Origin of the sequence: Corynebacterium sp. Marseille-P4321, assembly GCF_903645305.1 — a bacterium.
Lineage (GTDB): Bacteria > Actinomycetota > Actinomycetes > Mycobacteriales > Mycobacteriaceae > Corynebacterium.
Genome location: NZ_CAHJXO010000003.1, coordinates 103607 through 121375, shown reverse-complemented (window position 1 = coordinate 121375; position 17769 = coordinate 103607). Strand labels below are relative to the sequence as shown.

19 protein-coding genes are annotated in these 17769 nt (G+C 65.3%); 14 read left to right on the top strand and 5 right to left on the bottom strand.

Annotated elements, in window-relative coordinates:
- The first annotated feature begins 3 nt into the window (after positions 1 to 3).
- From tsaB to groL, 6 genes are all read left to right on the top strand, one after another.
- A complete protein-coding gene (gene tsaB / locus HWX32_RS08915; RefSeq protein WP_175935591.1) occupies positions 4 to 642 on the top strand; it encodes a tRNA (adenosine(37)-N6)-threonylcarbamoyltransferase complex dimerization subunit type 1 TsaB in 639 nt (212 codons plus the stop codon).
- On the top strand, positions 639 to 1148 hold the full coding sequence (gene rimI, locus HWX32_RS08910) for a ribosomal protein S18-alanine N-acetyltransferase (protein ID WP_175935590.1): 510 nt from the start codon (positions 639 to 641) through the stop codon (positions 1146 to 1148). The genes tsaB and rimI overlap by 4 nt, the downstream gene beginning before the upstream one ends.
- Positions 1145 to 2188, top strand: a complete 1044-nt coding sequence (gene tsaD / locus HWX32_RS08905) for a tRNA (adenosine(37)-N6)-threonylcarbamoyltransferase complex transferase subunit TsaD (protein ID WP_075467966.1) — start codon at positions 1145 to 1147, stop codon at positions 2186 to 2188. The genes rimI and tsaD overlap by 4 nt, the downstream gene beginning before the upstream one ends.
- An 86-nt stretch (positions 2189 to 2274) precedes the next feature.
- Positions 2275 to 2724 (top strand): hypothetical protein, encoded by a 450-nt coding sequence (locus HWX32_RS08900; protein ID WP_175935589.1) that lies wholly within the window; start codon positions 2275 to 2277, stop codon positions 2722 to 2724.
- A 236-nt stretch (positions 2725 to 2960) separates the two neighbouring features.
- Positions 2961 to 3260: a co-chaperone GroES gene (gene groES, locus HWX32_RS08895; protein WP_075467969.1), complete on the top strand. Its 300-nt coding sequence runs from the start codon at positions 2961 to 2963 to the stop codon at positions 3258 to 3260.
- 37 nt (positions 3261 to 3297) lie between these two features.
- Positions 3298 to 4914, top strand: a complete 1617-nt coding sequence (groL, locus tag HWX32_RS08890) for a chaperonin GroEL (RefSeq protein WP_175935588.1) — start codon at positions 3298 to 3300, stop codon at positions 4912 to 4914.
- 81 nt (positions 4915 to 4995) lie between these two features.
- On the opposite strand, the gene HWX32_RS08885 is transcribed toward groL, so the two are convergent.
- Positions 4996 to 5307, bottom strand: a complete 312-nt coding sequence (locus HWX32_RS08885) for a WhiB family transcriptional regulator (protein ID WP_075467974.1) — start codon at positions 5305 to 5307, stop codon at positions 4996 to 4998.
- 309 nt (positions 5308 to 5616) lie between these two features.
- Here HWX32_RS08885 and HWX32_RS08880 point away from each other — a divergent pair, with 309 nt between their 5' ends.
- Positions 5617 to 6267, top strand: a complete 651-nt coding sequence (locus HWX32_RS08880) for a sigma-70 family RNA polymerase sigma factor (RefSeq protein ID WP_175935587.1) — start codon at positions 5617 to 5619, stop codon at positions 6265 to 6267.
- Complete coding sequence (locus HWX32_RS08875) at positions 6264 to 6992, top strand: hypothetical protein (RefSeq protein ID WP_175935586.1); 729 nt, start codon at positions 6264 to 6266, stop codon at positions 6990 to 6992. The genes HWX32_RS08880 and HWX32_RS08875 overlap by 4 nt, the downstream gene beginning before the upstream one ends.
- Positions 6993 to 7128: 136 nt before the next feature.
- On the opposite strand, the gene HWX32_RS08870 is transcribed toward HWX32_RS08875, so the two are convergent.
- On the bottom strand, positions 7129 to 7500 hold the full coding sequence (locus HWX32_RS08870) for a DUF5319 domain-containing protein (protein WP_075467983.1): 372 nt from the start codon (positions 7498 to 7500) through the stop codon (positions 7129 to 7131).
- A gap of 111 nt (positions 7501 to 7611) precedes the next feature.
- Here HWX32_RS08870 and guaB point away from each other — a divergent pair, with 111 nt between their 5' ends.
- From guaB to guaA, 4 genes are all read left to right on the top strand, one after another.
- Complete coding sequence (guaB, locus tag HWX32_RS08865) at positions 7612 to 9135, top strand: IMP dehydrogenase (protein WP_075467986.1); 1524 nt, start codon at positions 7612 to 7614, stop codon at positions 9133 to 9135.
- A 17-nt stretch (positions 9136 to 9152) separates the two neighbouring features.
- Positions 9153 to 10310: a GuaB3 family IMP dehydrogenase-related protein gene (locus HWX32_RS08860; protein WP_175935585.1), complete on the top strand. Its 1158-nt coding sequence runs from the start codon at positions 9153 to 9155 to the stop codon at positions 10308 to 10310.
- Positions 10311 to 10335: 25 nt separating this feature from the next.
- Positions 10336 to 11628, top strand: coding sequence for a PAS domain-containing protein (locus HWX32_RS08855; protein ID WP_175935584.1), 1293 nt, complete (start codon positions 10336 to 10338; stop codon positions 11626 to 11628).
- 98 nt (positions 11629 to 11726) lie between these two features.
- Positions 11727 to 13289, top strand: coding sequence for a glutamine-hydrolyzing GMP synthase (gene guaA / locus HWX32_RS08850; protein WP_175935583.1), 1563 nt, complete (start codon positions 11727 to 11729; stop codon positions 13287 to 13289).
- A 96-nt stretch (positions 13290 to 13385) separates the two neighbouring features.
- Here guaA and HWX32_RS08845 read toward each other — a convergent pair whose 3' ends face one another.
- Positions 13386 to 14249, bottom strand: coding sequence for a PspC domain-containing protein (locus tag HWX32_RS08845; protein ID WP_175935582.1), 864 nt, complete (start codon positions 14247 to 14249; stop codon positions 13386 to 13388).
- 3 nt (positions 14250 to 14252) lie between these two features.
- Complete coding sequence (locus HWX32_RS08840) at positions 14253 to 15317, bottom strand: PspC domain-containing protein (RefSeq protein ID WP_175935581.1); 1065 nt, start codon at positions 15315 to 15317, stop codon at positions 14253 to 14255.
- A 112-nt stretch (positions 15318 to 15429) separates the two neighbouring features.
- Here HWX32_RS08840 and HWX32_RS08835 point away from each other — a divergent pair, with 112 nt between their 5' ends.
- Entirely contained in the window at positions 15430 to 16578 is a 1149-nt protein-coding gene (locus HWX32_RS08835; protein WP_254868368.1) for an ATP-binding protein, read from the top strand.
- On the top strand, positions 16575 to 17210 hold the full coding sequence (locus tag HWX32_RS08830; RefSeq protein ID WP_175935580.1) for a response regulator transcription factor: 636 nt from the start codon (positions 16575 to 16577) through the stop codon (positions 17208 to 17210). Before HWX32_RS08835 ends, HWX32_RS08830 begins: the two co-directional genes overlap by 4 nt.
- A 10-nt stretch (positions 17211 to 17220) precedes the next feature.
- On the opposite strand, the gene HWX32_RS08825 is transcribed toward HWX32_RS08830, so the two are convergent.
- Positions 17221 to 17616 carry a PspC domain-containing protein gene (locus HWX32_RS08825; protein WP_303049156.1) on the bottom strand — a complete coding sequence of 132 codons (396 nt, stop codon included), beginning with the start codon at positions 17614 to 17616 and terminating at the stop codon, positions 17221 to 17223.
- Between the last annotated feature and the right edge of the window lie 153 nt (positions 17617 to 17769).

Genomic DNA, 17769 nt, shown 5'->3' with positions numbered 1-17769 from the left:
CCCATGCTTGTTCTTGCAATCGACACCGCCACCACGGATCTCGTTGTCGGCATCGTGGACACCGCTCAAGGCACCACGCTCGCCGAGGTGGCCGTAGCCACCAGGGCGCACAACGAAGCGCTGGTGCCCGAGACCACGCGGCTGCTCGACGAAGCGGGGGTGGCGTTTAGCGACCTCGGCGCCGTGGTGGTGGGCTGCGGCCCGGGCCCGTTCACAGGGCTGCGGGTCGGCATGTCGACGGCGTCGGCATTCGCCCAGGCACTCGGCATCCCAGTCCACGGGGTGTGCACGCACGACGCCGTAGCCGCGCGGCTGGACGGCTCCGCCCTAGTGGTCACGGACGCGCGCCGCCGCGAGGTGTACTGGGCGCGCTACGAAAACGGCGTGCGCACAGCCGGCCCGGACGTGTGCAAGCCAGCCGATCTCGCATCCGAGCCGGTCGATGTGCTCAGCGTGCCGCCGCAGCTCGCTGAGCAGCTCAGCGTGGAAGCCAACGAGGTGACATACATGGCGCCCTCGCCAGCCGGGCTTGTTGCCGCAGCCGACCTATCCTCCGAGCCGGAGCCGCTCGTGCCGCTGTACCTGCGGCGTCCGGATGCCGTGGAGCCGAAGCCGGTGGACGTCTCCCCGGCGGTGCGATGATCTTCCGGGAGTTGGCGCCGAAGGACGCGGGCGACGTCGCCAAGCTCGAAGCTGTGCTCTTCGCCGGCGACAACCCATGGTCCCGCGACGTGGTGGCTGGCCAGATCGCCCAGCCCCACACCTTCTACCTGGGCGCCTTCGACGAGCACACCGAAGACGCGGACGGGGAGCCGGAAATGGCGGGCTACGCTGCGCTGGCAATGCTGGGCCCGCGCGACGACCCGGAGTTCGAGGTGCACACCATCGGCGTGGCGCCGAGCTACCAGGGCCGGGGGCTGGGACGGGCGCTCATGGAGCAGCTCACGCACACCGCCGACCTGCTTGACGGGCCGATGTTCCTCGAGGTCCGCACCGACAACCATGCGGCGATCGCGCTATACGAGCGATTAGGGTTTTTTACCCTGGCCACGCGCAAGCAGTATTATCAGGCCTCCGGAAAAGACGCGTATTCCATGATGCGCAGGCGCAAAACCGAGCGCGATTCAGGTGCAGGGAGGAACACATGAAGGTGCTGGGCATCGAGTCGTCGTGCGACGAGACGGGCGTGGGCATCGTCGAGCTTCACGACGACGGCACGATGGACATCCTCGCCGACGTGGTGGCCTCTTCCATGGAGCAGCACGCGCGCTTCGGCGGGGTGGTGCCGGAGATCGCTTCGCGCGCGCACCTGGAGGCGATGCCGCAGGTGATGGAGAAGGCGCTGGCGGACGCGGGCATTGAGAAGCCGGACGCTGTAGCAGCCACCGTGGGCCCCGGGCTCGCGGGCGCCTTGCTTGTCGGCGCCAGCGCGGCGAAGGCCTACGCCGCGGCGTGGGGCGTGCCGTTTTACGGCGTGAACCACTTGGGCGGGCACGTCGCGGTGGCGAATTTGGAGGGCGAGGAATTGCCGCACTCGGTCGCGCTGCTGGTCTCCGGCGGCCACACGCAGCTGCTTGAGGTGGATGCGGTGGGCAAGCCGATGCGCGAGTTGGGCACGACGCTTGACGACGCGGCAGGCGAGGCTTACGACAAAGTATCCAGGCTGCTGGGGTTGGGTTATCCGGGCGGGCCGATCGTCGATAAGCATGCTGCCCGCGGCGATAAGGATGCCGTGGCGTTCCCGCGCGCCCTGTCGCGCGCCGAGGACCTGCGCGGCGAGCACCGCTACAACTTCTCCTTCTCCGGGCTGAAAACCGCGGTCGCGCGCTACATCGAGGCGGCCGAGCGGGAGGGGCGCACGGTAGCGCTTGACGACGTGTGCGCGTCCTTCCAGGAAGCCGTCTGCGACGTGCTGACCGCAAAGGCTGTCATGGCCTGCGAGGACACCGGCGCGAACGTGCTGCTGTTGGGCGGTGGCGTTGCGGCGAACTCCCGGCTGCGCGAGCTGGCGGAGCAGCGTTGCGCCGAGCGCGGCATCGAGTTGCGCGTGCCCCGGTTCAACCTGTGCACGGACAACGGGGTGATGATCGCGGCGCTGGCGTCCCAGCTCATCCACGAGGGGGCCGAAGCGTCTCCGCTCACCGCAGCGACGGATACCTCCCTCGAGGTGGAAACGCCCCTGGTGTAGCCGGGGTTCTCACCGAGCGGAGCTGCCCTGAACGCATTACCTTGGTGGTGGTTAACCCCACCTACGCGAAAGGACCGGCCAACAACATGAGCACACGCAGCGACCGCGAGCGGTTCGGGTTCCTGGTGAACCCGGACCTTACTTACCACCGCATCGTCTTCGACATCGATAGCGCCAACCAGTTCCTCGGCCCCGTGGTGCGCGAGAACGTCCGGGTGGCGTTCGTGACCCAGGGCGAAATTTTCGAGGCGCTTTACTCGCCTGAGGCGCGCGACAATCGCGCCGCGCCGAACCCGGTGGCGTCGATGGCTCGCAACACTGCGGCCACCGACAACCCGAACTTCCTGCAGGATCCGGTGAGCGCGATCTCCGGCCCGGTGATTTTCCTGGGCCGCGATGGGCGCAGCATTGACGACGAAAGCGTGGAAGAAATCAAGCAGTCCATCCGCGCCGTGCGCAACTACCGCGAAGATAACGAAGAAGAGTGGCAGCTCTGGGAGAACGCGGTGTTGAACATGGGCACCCCGCTTACGTAGAACCGGCCGTTTGAGCTGGTAGTTAGGAGCCGGGCGCGCACCCCGTTTTACCCGCGGGGTGGTGCGCTCGGCTTTGTTGTGACTTAGCACTCGCGGAGGTAGAGTGCCAACCAGGTTGTGTGAAGCGCAGTTGTTCACCCGCGACGACGGCTGGGCCTGACAAACCTTGAACTTCAATCACCTTGAACCCGTAAACAACGACTTCAATTACGAAAGGTCACGTACAGGTACTGATCATGGCAAACGTCAACATCAAGCCGCTCGAAGACAAGGTCCTCGTCCAGATCGCTGAGGCTGAGACCACCACCGCCTCCGGCCTGGTTATCCCGGACTCCGCAGCTGAGAAGCCGCAGGAGGCTGTCGTCATCGCGGTTGGTCCGGGCCGCCTGGACGACAACGGCAACCGCGTGGCACTGGACGTCAACGAGGGCGACACCGTCATCTTCTCCAAGTACGGCGGCACCGAGCTGAAGTACGGCGGCGAGGAGTACCTGCTGCTGTCTGCCCGCGATCTGCTGGCCGTCGTCGAAAAGTAACTTCGAAGCAAGTAACGCAGAAAGGGTGTAGCCATACATGGCAAAGCTCATTGCATTTGACCAGGAGGCCCGTGAGGGCATCCAGCGCGGTGTGGACACACTCGCCGACGCGGTGAAGGTCACCCTTGGCCCCCGCGGCCGCAACGTCGTCCTGTCTAAGGCGTGGGGCGGGCCGACCGTCACCAACGACGGCGTGACCATCGCCCGCGACATCGACCTGGAAGAGCCGTTTGAAAACCTCGGCGCCCAGCTGGTCAAGTCCGTCGCTGTGCAGACGAACGACATTGCTGGCGACGGCACCACCACCGCAACCCTGCTCGCGCAGGCGCTGGTGGCCGAGGGCCTGCGCAACGTCGCGGCCGGCGCCAACCCGATCGAGCTGAACAAGGGCATCAAGGCGGCTGCCGAGAAGGTCGTCGAGGAGCTCAAAGCTCGCGCCACCGAAGTCTCTTCCTCCGAGGAGATCGCCAACGTGGCAACGGTGTCCTCCCGCGACAAGGAAATCGGCGAAATGGTCGCTGGCGCGATGGATAAGGTGGGAAAGGACGGTGTGCTCACCGTCGAGGAATCCCAGTCCATCGAGTCCTACGTCGATCTCACCGAGGGCATCTCGTTTGAGAAGGGCTTTTTGAGCCCCTACTTCATGACGGACCCGGATTCCGGCCAGGCTGTGCTCGAAAACGCGCGCGTGCTGCTCGTGCGCAACAAGATTTCCTCGCTGCCGGACTTCCTGCCCATCCTGGAGCAGGCCGCGTCCCAGTCCGTGCCACTGTTCATCATCGCGGAGGATGTCGAGGGCGAGGCCCTGCAGGCGCTGGTGGTCAACTCCATCCGCAAGGCGCTGAAGGTCGCAGCCGTGAAGTCGCCGTACTTCGGCGAGCGTCGCAAGGCGTTCATGGACGACCTCGCGGTGGTCACCGAGGCCACTGTGGTCGACCCGGAGGTCGGGGTGAACCTGAAGGACATCACCCTGGAGCAGCTGGGCACCGCTCGACGCATCACGGTGACGAAGGACGACACCGTCATCGTCGACGGCGCAGGCAGCGCCGAAGCGGTGGAGGAGCGCCGCGGCCAGATCCGCCGCGAGATCGCCACCACCGACTCCACCTGGGACAAGGAGAAGGCCGAGGAGCGCCTGGCGAAGCTCTCCGGCGGCGTGGCCGTGCTGCGCGTCGGCGCGGCGACGGAGACCGAGATGAACGAGCGCAAGCGGCGCGTCGAGGATGCCATCAACGCGGCGCGTGCCGCAGTTGAGGAGGGCATCATCGCCGGCGGCGGTTCCGTGCTCGTGCAGATCGCCTCCGAGCTTGAGCAGTTCGCCGAGGGCTTCGACGGCGAGCAGAAAACCGGCGTGCTGGCGGTCGCCCGCGCGTTGAGCAAGCCCGCCTACTGGATCGCCGACAATGCGGGTCTCGACGGGGCCGTGGTGGTGTCCAAGGTCGCCGAGATGCAAAACGGCGAAGGCTTCAACGCCGCGACGCTCGAGTACGGCAACCTCATCGAGCAGGGCATCATCGACCCGGTGAAGGTCACCCACTCCGCCGTGGTCAACGCCGCGTCCGTGGCACGCATGGTGCTCACCACCGAGGCGTCCGTGGTGACAAAACCGGCCGAAGACGAGGATCGGGCGGCAGGCGACGGGCACGTGCACTAGACGCTTTGCGCGTCGATAAGCGCACACAAGCCCAAAAACTCCCCGCGAGCAACATGCCCGCGGGGAGTTCGCTATGTGCGGCTACTTGGCCGAAGCCGCGGCAACCTTCATGCCGCCCGCAGCGCCACGCAGCACCGCCTGGCGCTCAGACTCACTCATGCCGCCCCAGATGCCATACGGCTCCGCCACACGCAGCGCGTGCTCGCGGCACTGGGAGAGCACAGGGCAGTTGAAGCAGATTGCCTTCGCGCGGTTCTCCCGCTGGGCGCGCGCACGGCCGCGCTCCCCGTCCGGGTGGTAGAAAACCTCCGAAGCTTCGCCCCGGCAGGCGCTGTGAAGCTGCCAATCCCAGAAGTCGGCGTTGGGGCCCGGAAGCGTGTGTGGCAAAGACATGTGGAGAGTGCTCCTTCAACGAGAAATCTCTGAACTGTGATGACCGAGAACGAAGTCTGGCTCCCTTGGGTTAACACTGGGTGTATCGGCGGTTACAGGTAGTTCCCAGAATGACCCTCTGCCCGGATTAGCGTGAAAATATTAGATGTGAGCTGGGCTGACAGCAAAGGTTACGGGCTGGTGAATTCCTTGCGAAATTCAGGTGTTGCCCGTGGGCGGATGTGTGACAGGTAAACGGTTTATGATGAAGCATCTGCCGCGCTTGATAGTGCGGAACCTACACGTCGGAGCAAGGAAGGAAACGGTGCGGTGCGGTCTAGAGCTACCCACGATGGTCCTGTCAGCTCCGGCTCTGATGAAGACGATGAGCTCGCCTCGCTGGTTTCGCCCGCTGCCAACGGGGACCAGCGCGCGATGCAGCGCATCATTGCGATCATCCACCCGCGCGTGCTGCGCTACGCCCGTGCACGCATGAGCGGCGGACGGATGCCCACCCCTGAGGACGTCTCCCAGGAGATCTGTCTCGCAGTAGCTTCCGCTCTGCCGCGCTACCACGACACCGGCAAGCCTTTCATGGCGTTCGTGTACGGGATCGCCTACAACAAGGTTGCAGACGCGCACAGGGCGTATTCGCGCGACAAGACCCACCCGACGGAAGAACTGCCCGACCGCGAGTACGCAGGGGTTACACCCGAGGAAGCCGCGCTTACAATTGAAGGCAGTAACGCTGTGCGTGCGTTGCTCGATGTATTAAGTGATACGGCGCGGGACATCATCATCCTGCGAGTGTTCGTGGGCTTGACGGCGGAAGAAACCGCAGAAGCGGTGGGCAGCACACCTGGTGCTGTACGTGTGGCGCAGCACCGTGCATTAGCGAAGCTGCGTGAGGAACTACGCCAGGATGATGGCCGATTTTTGGGCACAGGTTTGAGCAGGCAACCGGAAGGCGGGCAACCGTGAGTGAGCGACGGGGCGACTCAGTGAAGAGCGACGACCTCTTCCTCGACGCGTTAGCGCGCGGCGAGGACCCTTCGAACGACAGTGACCCCCTCGCCGGTTTGCTGCTGGGGTTGCGTGAGGACGTGGAGCGCCCCATGCCAGACGCGCCGCAGCTTCCGGGGGAGCACGAAGGCGGCGCAGACGTGGTGTCGCTGGATGAGGCCCGCAAGAAGCGCTACGCCACCAACCCGTGGGTTGCAGGCTTGGTGGGTGCGGCAGCGGCCTCCGTGGCGATCGTAGGCGCCGGATCAGCGCTGTACAGCCCTATGAACAAGGGCGAGACCACAATGGTGGAGCTGGCCACCACCTTGGATGAGTTGGAGGCTGCGAGCGAAAGCGGCGATGCCGATGCCACACGCGACCTGCTCGAGCAAGCTCGGCTTCTGTTGGCCTCCATCAACGAGACCAAGGTGCCAAGGCTCGGCCCGTCCGGCGACCCTGTGGTGGTCACCGTGACCCGCAATGTGACAACGACGAAGACTGCGCCTGAGCCACCGCAGCCCTCGGCAGCAGTGCCTGCAGAACCACGTCCGGAAACCGCGGTGCCGAGCCAGGTACCCGGCACGCAGACGCCAGGTACCGGTCAAGCGCCGACCGTGCAGCCAGGCCAGCCGGGCCAGCCAGGCCAGGGGGCAGGTGCAACCGAGCCAGCCCAGCCAGGGCTCACAGCCGCCCGCGCCGAGTAACCAGGAACAGCCGGTGCAGCCACCCCAGCCAGTGTCTCAGCCGGCTGCCCCGCCGGTGTCGGTGCATCAGTCGCTCGTCGCACCGTCGGTGGCGCCTCCGGTGGGCGTAATCGGCTCCTCGAACGGAACGGAGTAGCTAGCGTCCCTCGAGGCCGTCAAGGTAGCCCATGGCGTAATCCCAGGGCACGTATGCGTCGATGTTCGGGCTCGCGCTCGGCTCGTGCACCGGCGGCAGCTCGTTGTTCAGCGAGGCGATCATGTTTTGCTCCATGATCTCCCAGTCGTAGAAGTGCATCTGGTCGCAGTCGTCGCACTGGAAGTAGATGCCCAGGATGCCGCGAGGCTTCAGCAGGCGCTGTGCGTCGCGCACGTGGGCGAGGTCGCGGATGACTTCAACGCGCTCCTGGGCCGACAGTGGCTCCACCGGTTCGTCGTCTTCGATGAAGGATGCCGGGTCGTTGGGGTCGTCCGCGAACGGGTCCAGTGGCATCATGTCGTCGTAGTTCACCTGACCCAGCCTATTCAAGGAGCTTGGGAGTAGGCCAATCCGCCTACCGTCTTCGTCGCGGGGCGATATACCATGTACGGCAAAGCAAACCGCGGAGAGGAGAAAAGGTCGATGGCCGCAGAACGTGTTTGGACAGGTGGGGACGATCCGGAGAAGGTGGCGCTTCGGGGCTTGACGTTTGACGACGTGCTGCTGCTGCCCGCCGAATCGCACATTGTGCCCTCCGAGGTGTCCACCGCCTCCCAGTTCACCCGCAACATTCGCCTGGGTATCCCGGTGGCCTCCGCGGCGATGGACACGGTGACGGAGTCCCGTATGGCGATCGCGATGGCGCGCCAGGGCGGCATCGGCGTGCTGCACCGCAACTTGAGCGCCCAGGATCAGGCGGAGCATGTGGACGTGGTGAAGCGCTCGGAGTCCGGCATGGTCTCCGACCCGGTTACTGCGACGCCGGACATGACGCTTGACGACGTAGACCAGCTCTGCGCCCGGTTCCGCATCTCCGGCCTGCCGGTGGTGGACGGTGATGGGCGTTTGGTGGGCATCATCACGAACCGCGACATGCGCTTCGAGCCGGACTTCAACCGGAAGGTCTCCGAGGTTATGACCCCGATGCCGCTGGTGGTGGCCCGGGAGGGCGTCGATAAGCAAGAAGCTCTTGCGCTGCTGTCGGCGAACAAGGTGGAGAAGCTGCCCATCGTCACCGACAACGGTGCGTTGGCTGGCCTGATCACTGTGAAGGACTTCGTGAAGACGGAGCAGTACCCGAACGCGTCTAAGGACGCCGACGGGCGCCTGCTGGTCGCGGCTGGCGTGGGCACGGGTGAGGATTCCTTCGACCGTGCGGCGCTGCTGGTCGAGGCGGGCGTTGATGCGCTCGTGGTCGACTCCGCGCACGCGCACAACAACCGCGTGCTGGAGATGGTGGCGCGCGTGAAGAAGGAATTCGGCGAGCGTGTCGACGTCATCGGCGGCAACCTGGCCACCCGCAGCGCGGCGCAGGCGATGGTGGACGCTGGCGCGGACGCGATCAAGGTGGGTATCGGCCCGGGCTCGATCTGCACCACCCGCGTCGTGGCAGGCGTGGGTGCGCCGCAGATCACCGCGATCATGGAGGCGGCCGTGCCGGCGAAACAGGCGGGCGTGCCGATCATCGCGGATGGCGGCATGCAGTTCTCGGGTGATGTGGCGAAGGCGCTCGCCGCCGGTGCGTCGACAGTAATGCTTGGTTCCATGCTCGCTGGTACCGCTGAGGCCCCAGGCGACATCGTGGTCGTGGGTGGCAAGCAGTACAAGCGCTACCGCGGCATGGGCTCCATGGGCGCGATGCAGGGCCGTGGACTCACGGGCGAGAAGCGCTCCTTCTCCAAGGACCGCTACTTCCAGGCGGACGTAACCAGTGAAGACAAGCTGGTGCCGGAGGGCATCGAGGGTCGCGTGCCGTACCGCGGCGAGCTGGACTCGATCACGCACCAGATCGTCGGCGGCCTGCGCGCGGCGATGGGCTACACCGGCGCGAGCTCGATCGAGGAGCTGCAAACCAAGCAGTTTGTGCAGATCACCGCAGCTGGCCTGCGTGAAAGCCACCCGCACGACATCACCCAGACCGTCGAGGCGCCGAACTACCGCAGCTAAAAAGGGGCGTTTGACCAATGCGTGACTACGTCGAAATCGGGCTCGGCCGAGAGGCCCGCAAGGCCTACGACCTGCACCAAATCTCCATCGTGCCGAAGCGGCGCACGCGTTCCTCGAAGGACGTTGATACTTCGTGGCACATCGACGCGTACAGCTTTGACATCCCGCTCATTGCGCGGCCAACCGACGCGCTTGCCAGCCCCGAGTTTGTCGTCGAGATGGGCAAGCAGGGCGGTCTAGCCGTCATTGACGCCGAGGGGCTCTGGGGTCGGCATGCCTCCTTCGAGGACGCCGTGCAGGAGGTGCTTAACGCGGGCGGCGCTGAATCGGCTGACGAAGACGCCGATGATTTCCTGCGTACCAGTAGGGCACGCATCGAGACGCTGCAGCGCCTGCACGCAGCGGAGCTGGACACGGACCTGCTCACTGAGCGCATCGCCCAGGTCCGCGACGCAGGCGTGACCGTTGCGGTGCGCGTGAGCCCGCAAAACGCTCGCGAACTTGCGCCCGTAGTCATCAAGGCTGGCGCGGAAATCCTGTTCATCCAGGGGGCGACGGTCTCCGCCGAGCACGTGCAGCCGGGCGGGGAGTCGTTGAACCTGAAGGAGTTCGTGGGCACGCTCGAGGTCCCGGTGATTGCGGGAGGCGTGTACGACTACTCCACCGCGCTGCACCTCATGCGCGCCGGCGTGGCCGGTGTGATCGTCGGCGCGGGCGACATGGTCCGCGACACCGGCATCTACGTGCCGATGGCTACTGCAATCGCAGACGCGGCTGCGGCGCGCCGGGATTACCTGGATGAGACGGAGGGGCGCTACGTGCATGTCCTCGCCGATGCGGACGAGCTCTCCGCGGGCGAGATCGCCGTCGCGGTGGCCTGCGGTGCGGATGCCGTTATGCTGGGCCGCGGTCTTACCGGCGCCGAGGAAGCCGCCGCCGGTGGCGCGTACTGGCAATCCCAGGCAGCCCACCCGCAGTTTCCCCGGGGTGGAGTGGAAACGAGCGAATCCTCTGGGGCTTCGAGGCGCCACCCACTCGGGGTTGTGCTCTATGGTCCGTCGTCCGAACCGTGGGGTGAAGTCAACCTAATTGGGGGATTACGGAGAATTATGGCCAAATGCGGGTACACTGATTTGAAGTCTTTCCAAAAGGCCGAATTGTGTGTCCGCTCTTAATCGCAGAATTGGTTGAAGTTCACTTATGTCCAACCGTGTAACGATACTTCGAGACGCCCCAGAGGGCCCGTCCCACGAGGTTGGCGTCAACGACATCTTCTTTTCCGTCACTGACGCGAAAGGCGTGATGACCCACGTCAATGAGGTGTTCATTCGCCATGCGCAGTATTCGCCCGAGGAAATGATCGGCAAACCCCATAACTTGATCCGCCACGAGGAGATGCCCGGCGGCGCGTTCAAGCTGATGTGGGACACCATCGAGGATGGCCGTCCCTTCGCTGCGTACGTGCGCAACAGGGCGAAGAGCGGTTCGGCCTACGACGTGTTCGCCACCGTCACCCCGTTGCCGGACGGGGGCTACCTTTCGGTGCGTACCCGCCCGATGACGGAGCTGTTCGCGGCAGCGGGCGAGGTGTACCAGGAGGCGAACGCCGTTGAGCACGCCGCGCTCGACGAGGGTGTCGGCCGCCGCGAGCGCGCTGTGCGCGGCGCCGCCCGCATGGGGGAGCTGCTGCCGGACTACGACGCGTTTATTCGCGATGCGTTGCCGGCCGAGGTTGCTGCCCGCGAGGAAGCTGGCTTCACGCTACCGGAGGGCGAAGGCGAGATCTACGACGCGGCGCAGGCGCTGTACTCCGAGCTCGACTCGTTCATGCAGATCCAGACCGCGATTCAGGTTGCGGCCGAAGAGCTACGCAAGGCGTCTGAGACCTTGGTGGAAGAGAACGCGGTGACCAACAAGGTGAAGGCGGAGATGGAAAACGTCGTCGCCGAGGGCGCGTCGCGTACGCTGCTGCTCGCTCCGCTGCAGGTGTGGGCGACGATGCGTGGCATTATCGACGAAAACGCGCAGTCTCTGGCCGAGGTGGCCGAGGAGCTGTACGCGAAGACCTCTAACGCGCGCATGGCTATCGCTCTGGCTCGTCTGCACACCGCGCAGACTGCGCAGTTCTCCACGGAGGAGGACCGCTCGGACTCGATGCGTTTGCTTGTCGACGCGCTTGAGGGCGACGTCAGCCACATGGACGACGCGGTGTTCCTGCACTCCTCGTTCCGCCGCCGTGTGGAGCTGAAGGTGAACTCCATTACGGAGCTGACGAAGATTCCGCTTGAGATGATTAAGCGTTGGTCGCAGAACACGACCGATTCCATCATGGGCGACGAGGTTGCGCCGCTGGTGGAAGAGGTGCAGCGTGCTATGGATGCGGCTGACCGCTCCATCCACCAGCTGCATGTCTCTGCGGAGAACTTGGCGCAGGCGCCGTCGACGGACCCGGTGCGTGAGGCACTGGACCGCCTCAGTGCAGCAGTGCGCTAGTAAGCGCTAGCTTTCACGCCGCGACCATCTGCGTAGTCGCGGCGTTTCTGTGTGCCGGGCGGGAGCCGTCGATAAGCAATCGGCTAGTATTTGAAGCCGTGACTACCGATCAACGTCCTGTCCTTGTCGTCGACTTCGGTGCCCAGTACGCGCAGCTCATCGCCCGCCGCGTGCGCGAGGCCAATGTGTTTTCCGAGGTCGTTCCGTCCACTATCACCGCCGCCGAGGTCCGCGAGAAGAACCCGCTCGCGCTCGTGCTTTCGGGTGGCCCGTCCTCGGTGTACGAGGAGGGCGCCCCGCAACTTGATGCCGAGATTTTCGAGCTGGGGCTGCCGATTTTCGGCATCTGCTACGGCTTCCAGATCATGACGCAGGCGCTCGGCGGCAAGGTGGAGAAAACCGGTGCGCGCGAGTACGGCCGCACCCAGATGGAGGTCAAGGGCGGCAAGCTTCACGACGGCCTGTCGGCCACCCACCCCGTCTGGATGTCGCACGGCGACTCCGTGACCCAGGCGCCCGAAGGCTTCGAGGTGACCGCGTCCACCCCGGGCGCGCCCGTGGCGGCGTTCGAGGACGCATCCCGCAAATTCGCCGGCGTGCAGTACCACCCGGAGGTCATGCACTCCCCGCACGGCCAGCAGGTGCTTACCCGCTTCCTCACCGACATTGCGGGCTTGGAGCAGAACTGGACCGCCTCCAACATCGCTGACCAGCTCATTGAGCAGGTACGCGAGCAGGTGGGCGAGGGGCGCGCGATCTGCGGCCTGTCCGGCGGCGTGGACTCCGCGGTGGCTGCCGCACTTGTGCAGCGCGCCATCGGTGACCGGCTTACCTGCGTGTTCGTGGACCACGGCCTGCTGCGCCAGGGGGAGCGCGAGCAGGTGGAGAACGACTTCGTGGCCGCGACCGGTGCCAACCTAGTCACTGTCGACGAACGCGAGGCGTTCCTTTCCAAGCTGGCCGGCGTGACCGAGCCGGAGGCGAAGCGCAAGGCTATCGGCGCGGAGTTCATCCGCTCCTTCGAGCGCGCCGTCGCGGGAATCCTGGCGGATTCCGGAGACGGGCAGAGCGTCGACTTCCTGGTCCAGGGGACCTTGTACCCGGACGTGGTGGAGTCCGGCGGCGGCACCGGTACCGCGAACATCAAGAGCCACCACAACGTTGGCGGCCTGCCGGACGACGTGGAGTTCAAGCTCGTTGAGCCGCTTCGCCTCCTGTTCAAGGACGAGGTCCGCGCCGTCGGCCGCGAACTCGGCCTGCCCGAGGTGATTGTGAACCGCCAGCCGTTCCCGGGGCCAGGACTGGGCATCCGCATCATCGGCGAAGTGACCGAGGAGCGCCTGGAAACCCTGCGCGCCGCCGACGCCATCGCGCGCGAGGAGCTGACCAAGGCCGGCCTGGACGAGCAGATTTGGCAGTGCCCGGTCGTGCTGCTTGCTGACGTGCGCTCAGTGGGCGTGCAGGGCGACGGCCGCACCTACGGCCACCCGATCGTGCTGCGCCCGGTCGCGTCCGAAGACGCCATGACCGCGGACTGGGTCCGCGTGCCGTACGAGACGCTGGAGGCGATCTCCACCCGCATCACCAACGAGGTGGCGGAGGTCAACCGGGTGGTGCTCGACGTGACGTCGAAGCCGCCGGGAACCATCGAGTGGGAGTAACGGCGTAACGGGCCGACTATGCAGCTGCATAGTCGGCCCGCGCTGTTTATCGGGGCAGCTTATATATCCTGTCATGCGACTATGCAGCTGCATACTTCACTCGACGAAGTAGGCGCGGATATTGCCAACCCGTTGACGTAAATCGACGGTGAGCCGGTGGCCTTCGGCACCGTTATTGACTTCGCCGGCCGGGCAGTCAGTCTCGCCAACAAGGGTATCGCAGGTGACCAGCACGGGAACGTCCTTGGGTAGCCGCAGGTCGATCCGCCCGAATGTGTTGCGCACTTCGATTGCCACGTCCTCCTCCAGCGGATCGATGTCGGTGAGGTCTACGACGACCGGCCCGGCGAATACGTTCACGTCGTTAAGCGGGCTGTCCTCTTTCACAATGAACCAGTGCGCCTGGAACTTCGCTGTGGCCGCCACGCTCAGTACAACAAGGGTGAGTACTGCCGGAACCCAGAGCCACGGACGTGCGGAAGTATCCGCCTCTCCCTCAACACCAGGGAGCAAACTTGCCGGTGGTTGTGGCCTGCGCATGTATGCGAGGTACCAGCCGGCGCCGAGGATAAGCGCGCTGAGCAGCGTCGCCCAAAGCTTTCCTAGCACCGCGAGCACCGGGAACGCGATGCCGATGGCGAGGCAGAGCGCGAACGCGGTGCCGCGCTCGTTGCGCTCCGCGCTGGTGAGCCGCTCGCGGGGCGCCTGCAGGGACTCCCACGGGCTCACGGCGAGGCCTAAGCGGGGCATGTTGAGCCAGCACAGCAGGTAGAGGAAGAGTCCGCCGCCGAACGCGAAGCTCGTTGCGATGAACAGCAAGCGGATAAGGAGCGGGTCGATCTGGAAGCGTGCGCCGAAGCCTGCGCACACGCCGCCGATGATTCCGTTCCCGCCTTGCGATCGGGGCAGACGGGGAGGACGGGTAGCCCAGATGCTGCCGGGGGTGTTTGTGGTTTTCATGTGTCACTCCTCGAAGTACGCGCTTACGGATCCCACCCGCTGCGAAACGTAGAGCGTGAGCATTTCGCCTTCCTTGTCCGCGTTGTGTTTACCCTGCGGGCAGGCGGTTTCCCCGATATTCACTTTGCAGTTCACTTCCACAGGAACGTTGTTCGGAAGGACGACATCGAGTTCGCCGACCCCGTTGTTGAACTCTAGGGTCTTCGGCTCTTCGAGTGGCTCCAGATCAGAGAGGTCGATGCGGGTTTCTCCGACTAAAGCCTGGTAATCAGGGATCGTGTCAACGTCGTTGAATTTCAAATCGGCACTTCCGACGGGACCGAACCGCACCTCGAAGTGGCCGCCGCTTATCGTGGCCGCCGCTGCGAGGGGGAGAGCTACCAGCAAGGCAATCGGGAGCCAGATCCACCCGCTGGTTTTGGACTTCTTCGGCGCAGGTTCTGGTTCCACCGGCTCCGGCAGGTGCCACAGGCCGGGGGCGGCGCCGAGCGGGTCCCACGCCGGCGGCTTAAGGCCTTCACCAGGGTGCGGGTAGCCCTCCGGTGGGGTGAGGTGGGAGGTGTCGAGAGGTGGGGTACCGGTGGCGTCGTGAAGCGAAGGCTCCGGCGACCCCGGGAGGAGACCCGCGGGAGGCTCGGGCTGGCGCTGGTACGCGAAGTACCAGCCCGCTGCGAACAGGATGAAGGTGACCAGCACGGCGCGCGCGTCGCCCGCGATCGACATCGAGGGGAAGAAGATGAGCATGCCGAGCAGCAGCCACCAGCCGGTGGCGCGCTCGTTCTTCTCTACTTCGGTGAGCTTTTCGCCCGGGGTGACTACGGCGCTCCAAGGGCTGCGGGTCATGCCGAAGCGCGGCATGTTGATCCAGCACAGCAAGTACAAGAAGATGCCGCCGCCGAAGACGAGCGAGAGCACTGCGAAGAGCACGCGAACGAACACTGGGTCCACCTGGTAGCGGGCGCCGATGCCTTCGCAGACGCCGCCTACGACGGCTTTGCCGCCCTGGTCTTCCGGGATGCGGGGCGGGCGGGTGTCCCACATCTGCTTGAGGGGGCCTTGTGTTTCCATGCCTCCATCCTGCTTGGCGCGGCGCAAAAGCGGTATCGGGATCGCCCCTGATCTTTTCCCTCAGGGTCATCCCCGATGTGCTTGCCTGCGGTGTCGTGGAACCATGGTGGGTATGCCCGATCGCTCCCCGTATGCCCTGTATCCGAAGATGAAACGCGACCGCTCACAGCGCGTCGTCGCCGGTGTGGCGTCGGGTGCCGCGCGGCATCTCGGGATCGATGTGAAGTGGGTGCGGCTGTTTTTCGTGGCGGCGAGCTTCGCGGGCGGCTTCGGTGCGCTGCTGTACGCGGCGATGTGGATGTTTGTGCCGCTCAGCGACACCGGCGAGCCCGTCACGCGGCAGCGTCTCACGTCTGCCAACGTGGGGCTTGTGGCGCTCGGTTTCGCGGGCGCGCTGATGGCGCTGCAGGTGTCCTCAGGGGCGGGCGCGACTGTGGTGTTCGTGCTTGGCGTGCTCATCGTCGGTGCGGTGATCGCGCTGCAGGCGTACGACCGCGGCACGGGAACCGTGCCCAACGTTGCGGCGCTGACACTCGGTGCTGTACTCATCATCGCCGGGGTGTTGGCGGTCGCGCTGCTCGGGGAGTCCGCGGGTGTTGCCGGTGTCGTGATCTCCGTGCTGGTTACCGTCGTCGGTGTCGGGGTGCTTGTCGTGCCGCTCATTGTGAAGCTGGCGAACTCCCTGGTCGCCGAGCGCGAGGCGAAGGCGGTGGCGAACCAGCGCGCCGAAATCGCCTCCCGCCTGCACGATTCGGTGCTGCAGACGCTCGCGCTCATTCAAAAGGAGTCGGAGGATCCGGAGGCCGTCGCGCGCCTCGCGCGCAGCCAGGAACGCGAGCTTCGGGCCTGGCTTTTCGACGACTCCGTGCCCAACCACACCACGACATTCGCCGCGCTGCAGAAAGCTGCCGGGGAGGTGGAGGACACCTACGGCGTGGTCATCCAGCCGGTGACCGTGGGGGAGGACGTGGCATTCGACGAGCGCACCGAAGCCGTGGTACTTGCGGCGCGGGAGGCGATGGTGAACGCGGCGAAGCACGCCGGCGTGGATTCGGTGGACGTGTACGCGGAGCACCTCGCCAGCGAGCTCACCGTGTTTGTGCGCGACCGCGGAGCAGGCTTCGACATGGACGCGATTCCTGTAGATCGGCACGGGGTGCGGGACTCGATTATCGGCCGGGTGGAGAAGGTGGGAGGACGCGTGAGCGTGGAATCGTCGCAAAGCAATGGCTCCGAAATCGAACTAGCGTTGACGCTATGACCCGCGTGTTTTTGGTGGATGATCACTCCGTGTTCCGTGCTGGCGTGCGCGCCGAACTGACCAGCGCAAGCGCCGGCCAGATAGAGATCGTCGGGGAGGCTGGCAGCGTCGCGGATGCCGTGCGCGGGATCGCCGAGACTGGCCCGGACGTGGTGCTTTTGGATGTCCACATGCCGGACGGCGGTGGCTTAGCGGTGCTGCAGCGCGCGCCGGGACCCTCGTATTTGGCGCTGAGCGTCTCCGACGCCGCAGAGGATGTCATCGCGCTGATCCGTGCCGGCGCGCGCGGATACGTGACGAAGAACATCTCGGGCGCGGAGCTGGCCGAGGCGGTCGAGCGAGTGCGCGGCGGTGACGCGTATTTTTCGCCGAGACTGGCGGGGTTTGTGTTGGACGCGTTCGCCACGGGCCGGGTTGTGGAGGAGACGGACCCGACGGTGGACTCGCTCACCCGCCGCGAGCTGGAGGTGTTGCGTCTGCTCGCCCGCGGCTACACCTACAAGGAGATCGGGGAGCGGCTGTTCATCTCGGTGAAAACGGTGGAAACGCACGCCTCCAATATCCTGCGCAAGACGCAAACTTCGAACCGGCACCAACTCACGCGCTGGGCGGTGGCGCGGGATCTGGGGTGACTACCGGAGGTCACAGCGTCGTTTCGGGCGGCGTGATCAAGCCTTCGGGCGGCTCGGGGCTGCGCCGGTAGACCAAGAACCAGACAAGCAAGAACAGTAAGACGCTCGCCACGAATCCGCGGGAATCGCCGGCAGTGGATGCCGACGGGACGGTGATAATCAAGCCGACCAGGAGCCACCACCCAGTCGAGCGCTCACCCCGTTCCGCAGGGAGGAGCTGTTCTTTCGGGGTTGCAATCGCCTCTGCCGGGCTGGATGCGAGCCCATAGCGCGGCATAACGAACCAGCACAGCAGGTACATGAACAGGCCGCCGCCGAAGAATAGGGCAAACAGCACGAAAATAACGCGGACAAGGACCGGGTCGAGGTTGTAGCGGGCGCTAATGCCTTCGCATACGCCGCCGATGACGGCCTTGCCGCCTTCTGCTTTCGGGATTCGGGGCGGGCGAGTGGCCCCACATGCGTTGCAATGTCGATTCGCTGCTCATGTCCCCCATTGTGCTCTCGCGGCCGTTCCGCTCAAACCGAACTAGATCATGAGGAAATATATCTACAGGCA

Coding starts and splice junctions, on each gene's coding strand:
- rimI (WP_175935590.1), top strand. CDS start 639: ATGATCTTCCGGGAGTTGGCGCCGAAGGACGCGGGCGACGTCGCCAAG.
- tsaB (WP_175935591.1), top strand. CDS start 4: ATGCTTGTTCTTGCAATCGACACCGCCACCACGGATCTCGTTGTCGGC.
- HWX32_RS08835 (WP_254868368.1), top strand. CDS start 15,430: ATGCCCGATCGCTCCCCGTATGCCCTGTATCCGAAGATGAAACGCGAC.
- HWX32_RS08845 (WP_175935582.1), bottom strand. CDS start 14,249: ATGAAAACCACAAACACCCCCGGCAGCATCTGGGCTACCCGTCCTCCC.
- HWX32_RS08885 (WP_075467974.1), bottom strand. CDS start 5,307: ATGTCTTTGCCACACACGCTTCCGGGCCCCAACGCCGACTTCTGGGAT.
- HWX32_RS08840 (WP_175935581.1), bottom strand. CDS start 15,317: ATGGAAACACAAGGCCCCCTCAAGCAGATGTGGGACACCCGCCCGCCC.
- groL (WP_175935588.1), top strand. CDS start 3,298: ATGGCAAAGCTCATTGCATTTGACCAGGAGGCCCGTGAGGGCATCCAG.
- groES (WP_075467969.1), top strand. CDS start 2,961: ATGGCAAACGTCAACATCAAGCCGCTCGAAGACAAGGTCCTCGTCCAG.
- HWX32_RS08860 (WP_175935585.1), top strand. CDS start 9,153: ATGCGTGACTACGTCGAAATCGGGCTCGGCCGAGAGGCCCGCAAGGCC.
- guaB (WP_075467986.1), top strand. CDS start 7,612: ATGGCCGCAGAACGTGTTTGGACAGGTGGGGACGATCCGGAGAAGGTG.
- tsaD (WP_075467966.1), top strand. CDS start 1,145: ATGAAGGTGCTGGGCATCGAGTCGTCGTGCGACGAGACGGGCGTGGGC.
- HWX32_RS08855 (WP_175935584.1), top strand. CDS start 10,336: ATGTCCAACCGTGTAACGATACTTCGAGACGCCCCAGAGGGCCCGTCC.
- HWX32_RS08830 (WP_175935580.1), top strand. CDS start 16,575: ATGACCCGCGTGTTTTTGGTGGATGATCACTCCGTGTTCCGTGCTGGC.
- HWX32_RS08900 (WP_175935589.1), top strand. CDS start 2,275: ATGAGCACACGCAGCGACCGCGAGCGGTTCGGGTTCCTGGTGAACCCG.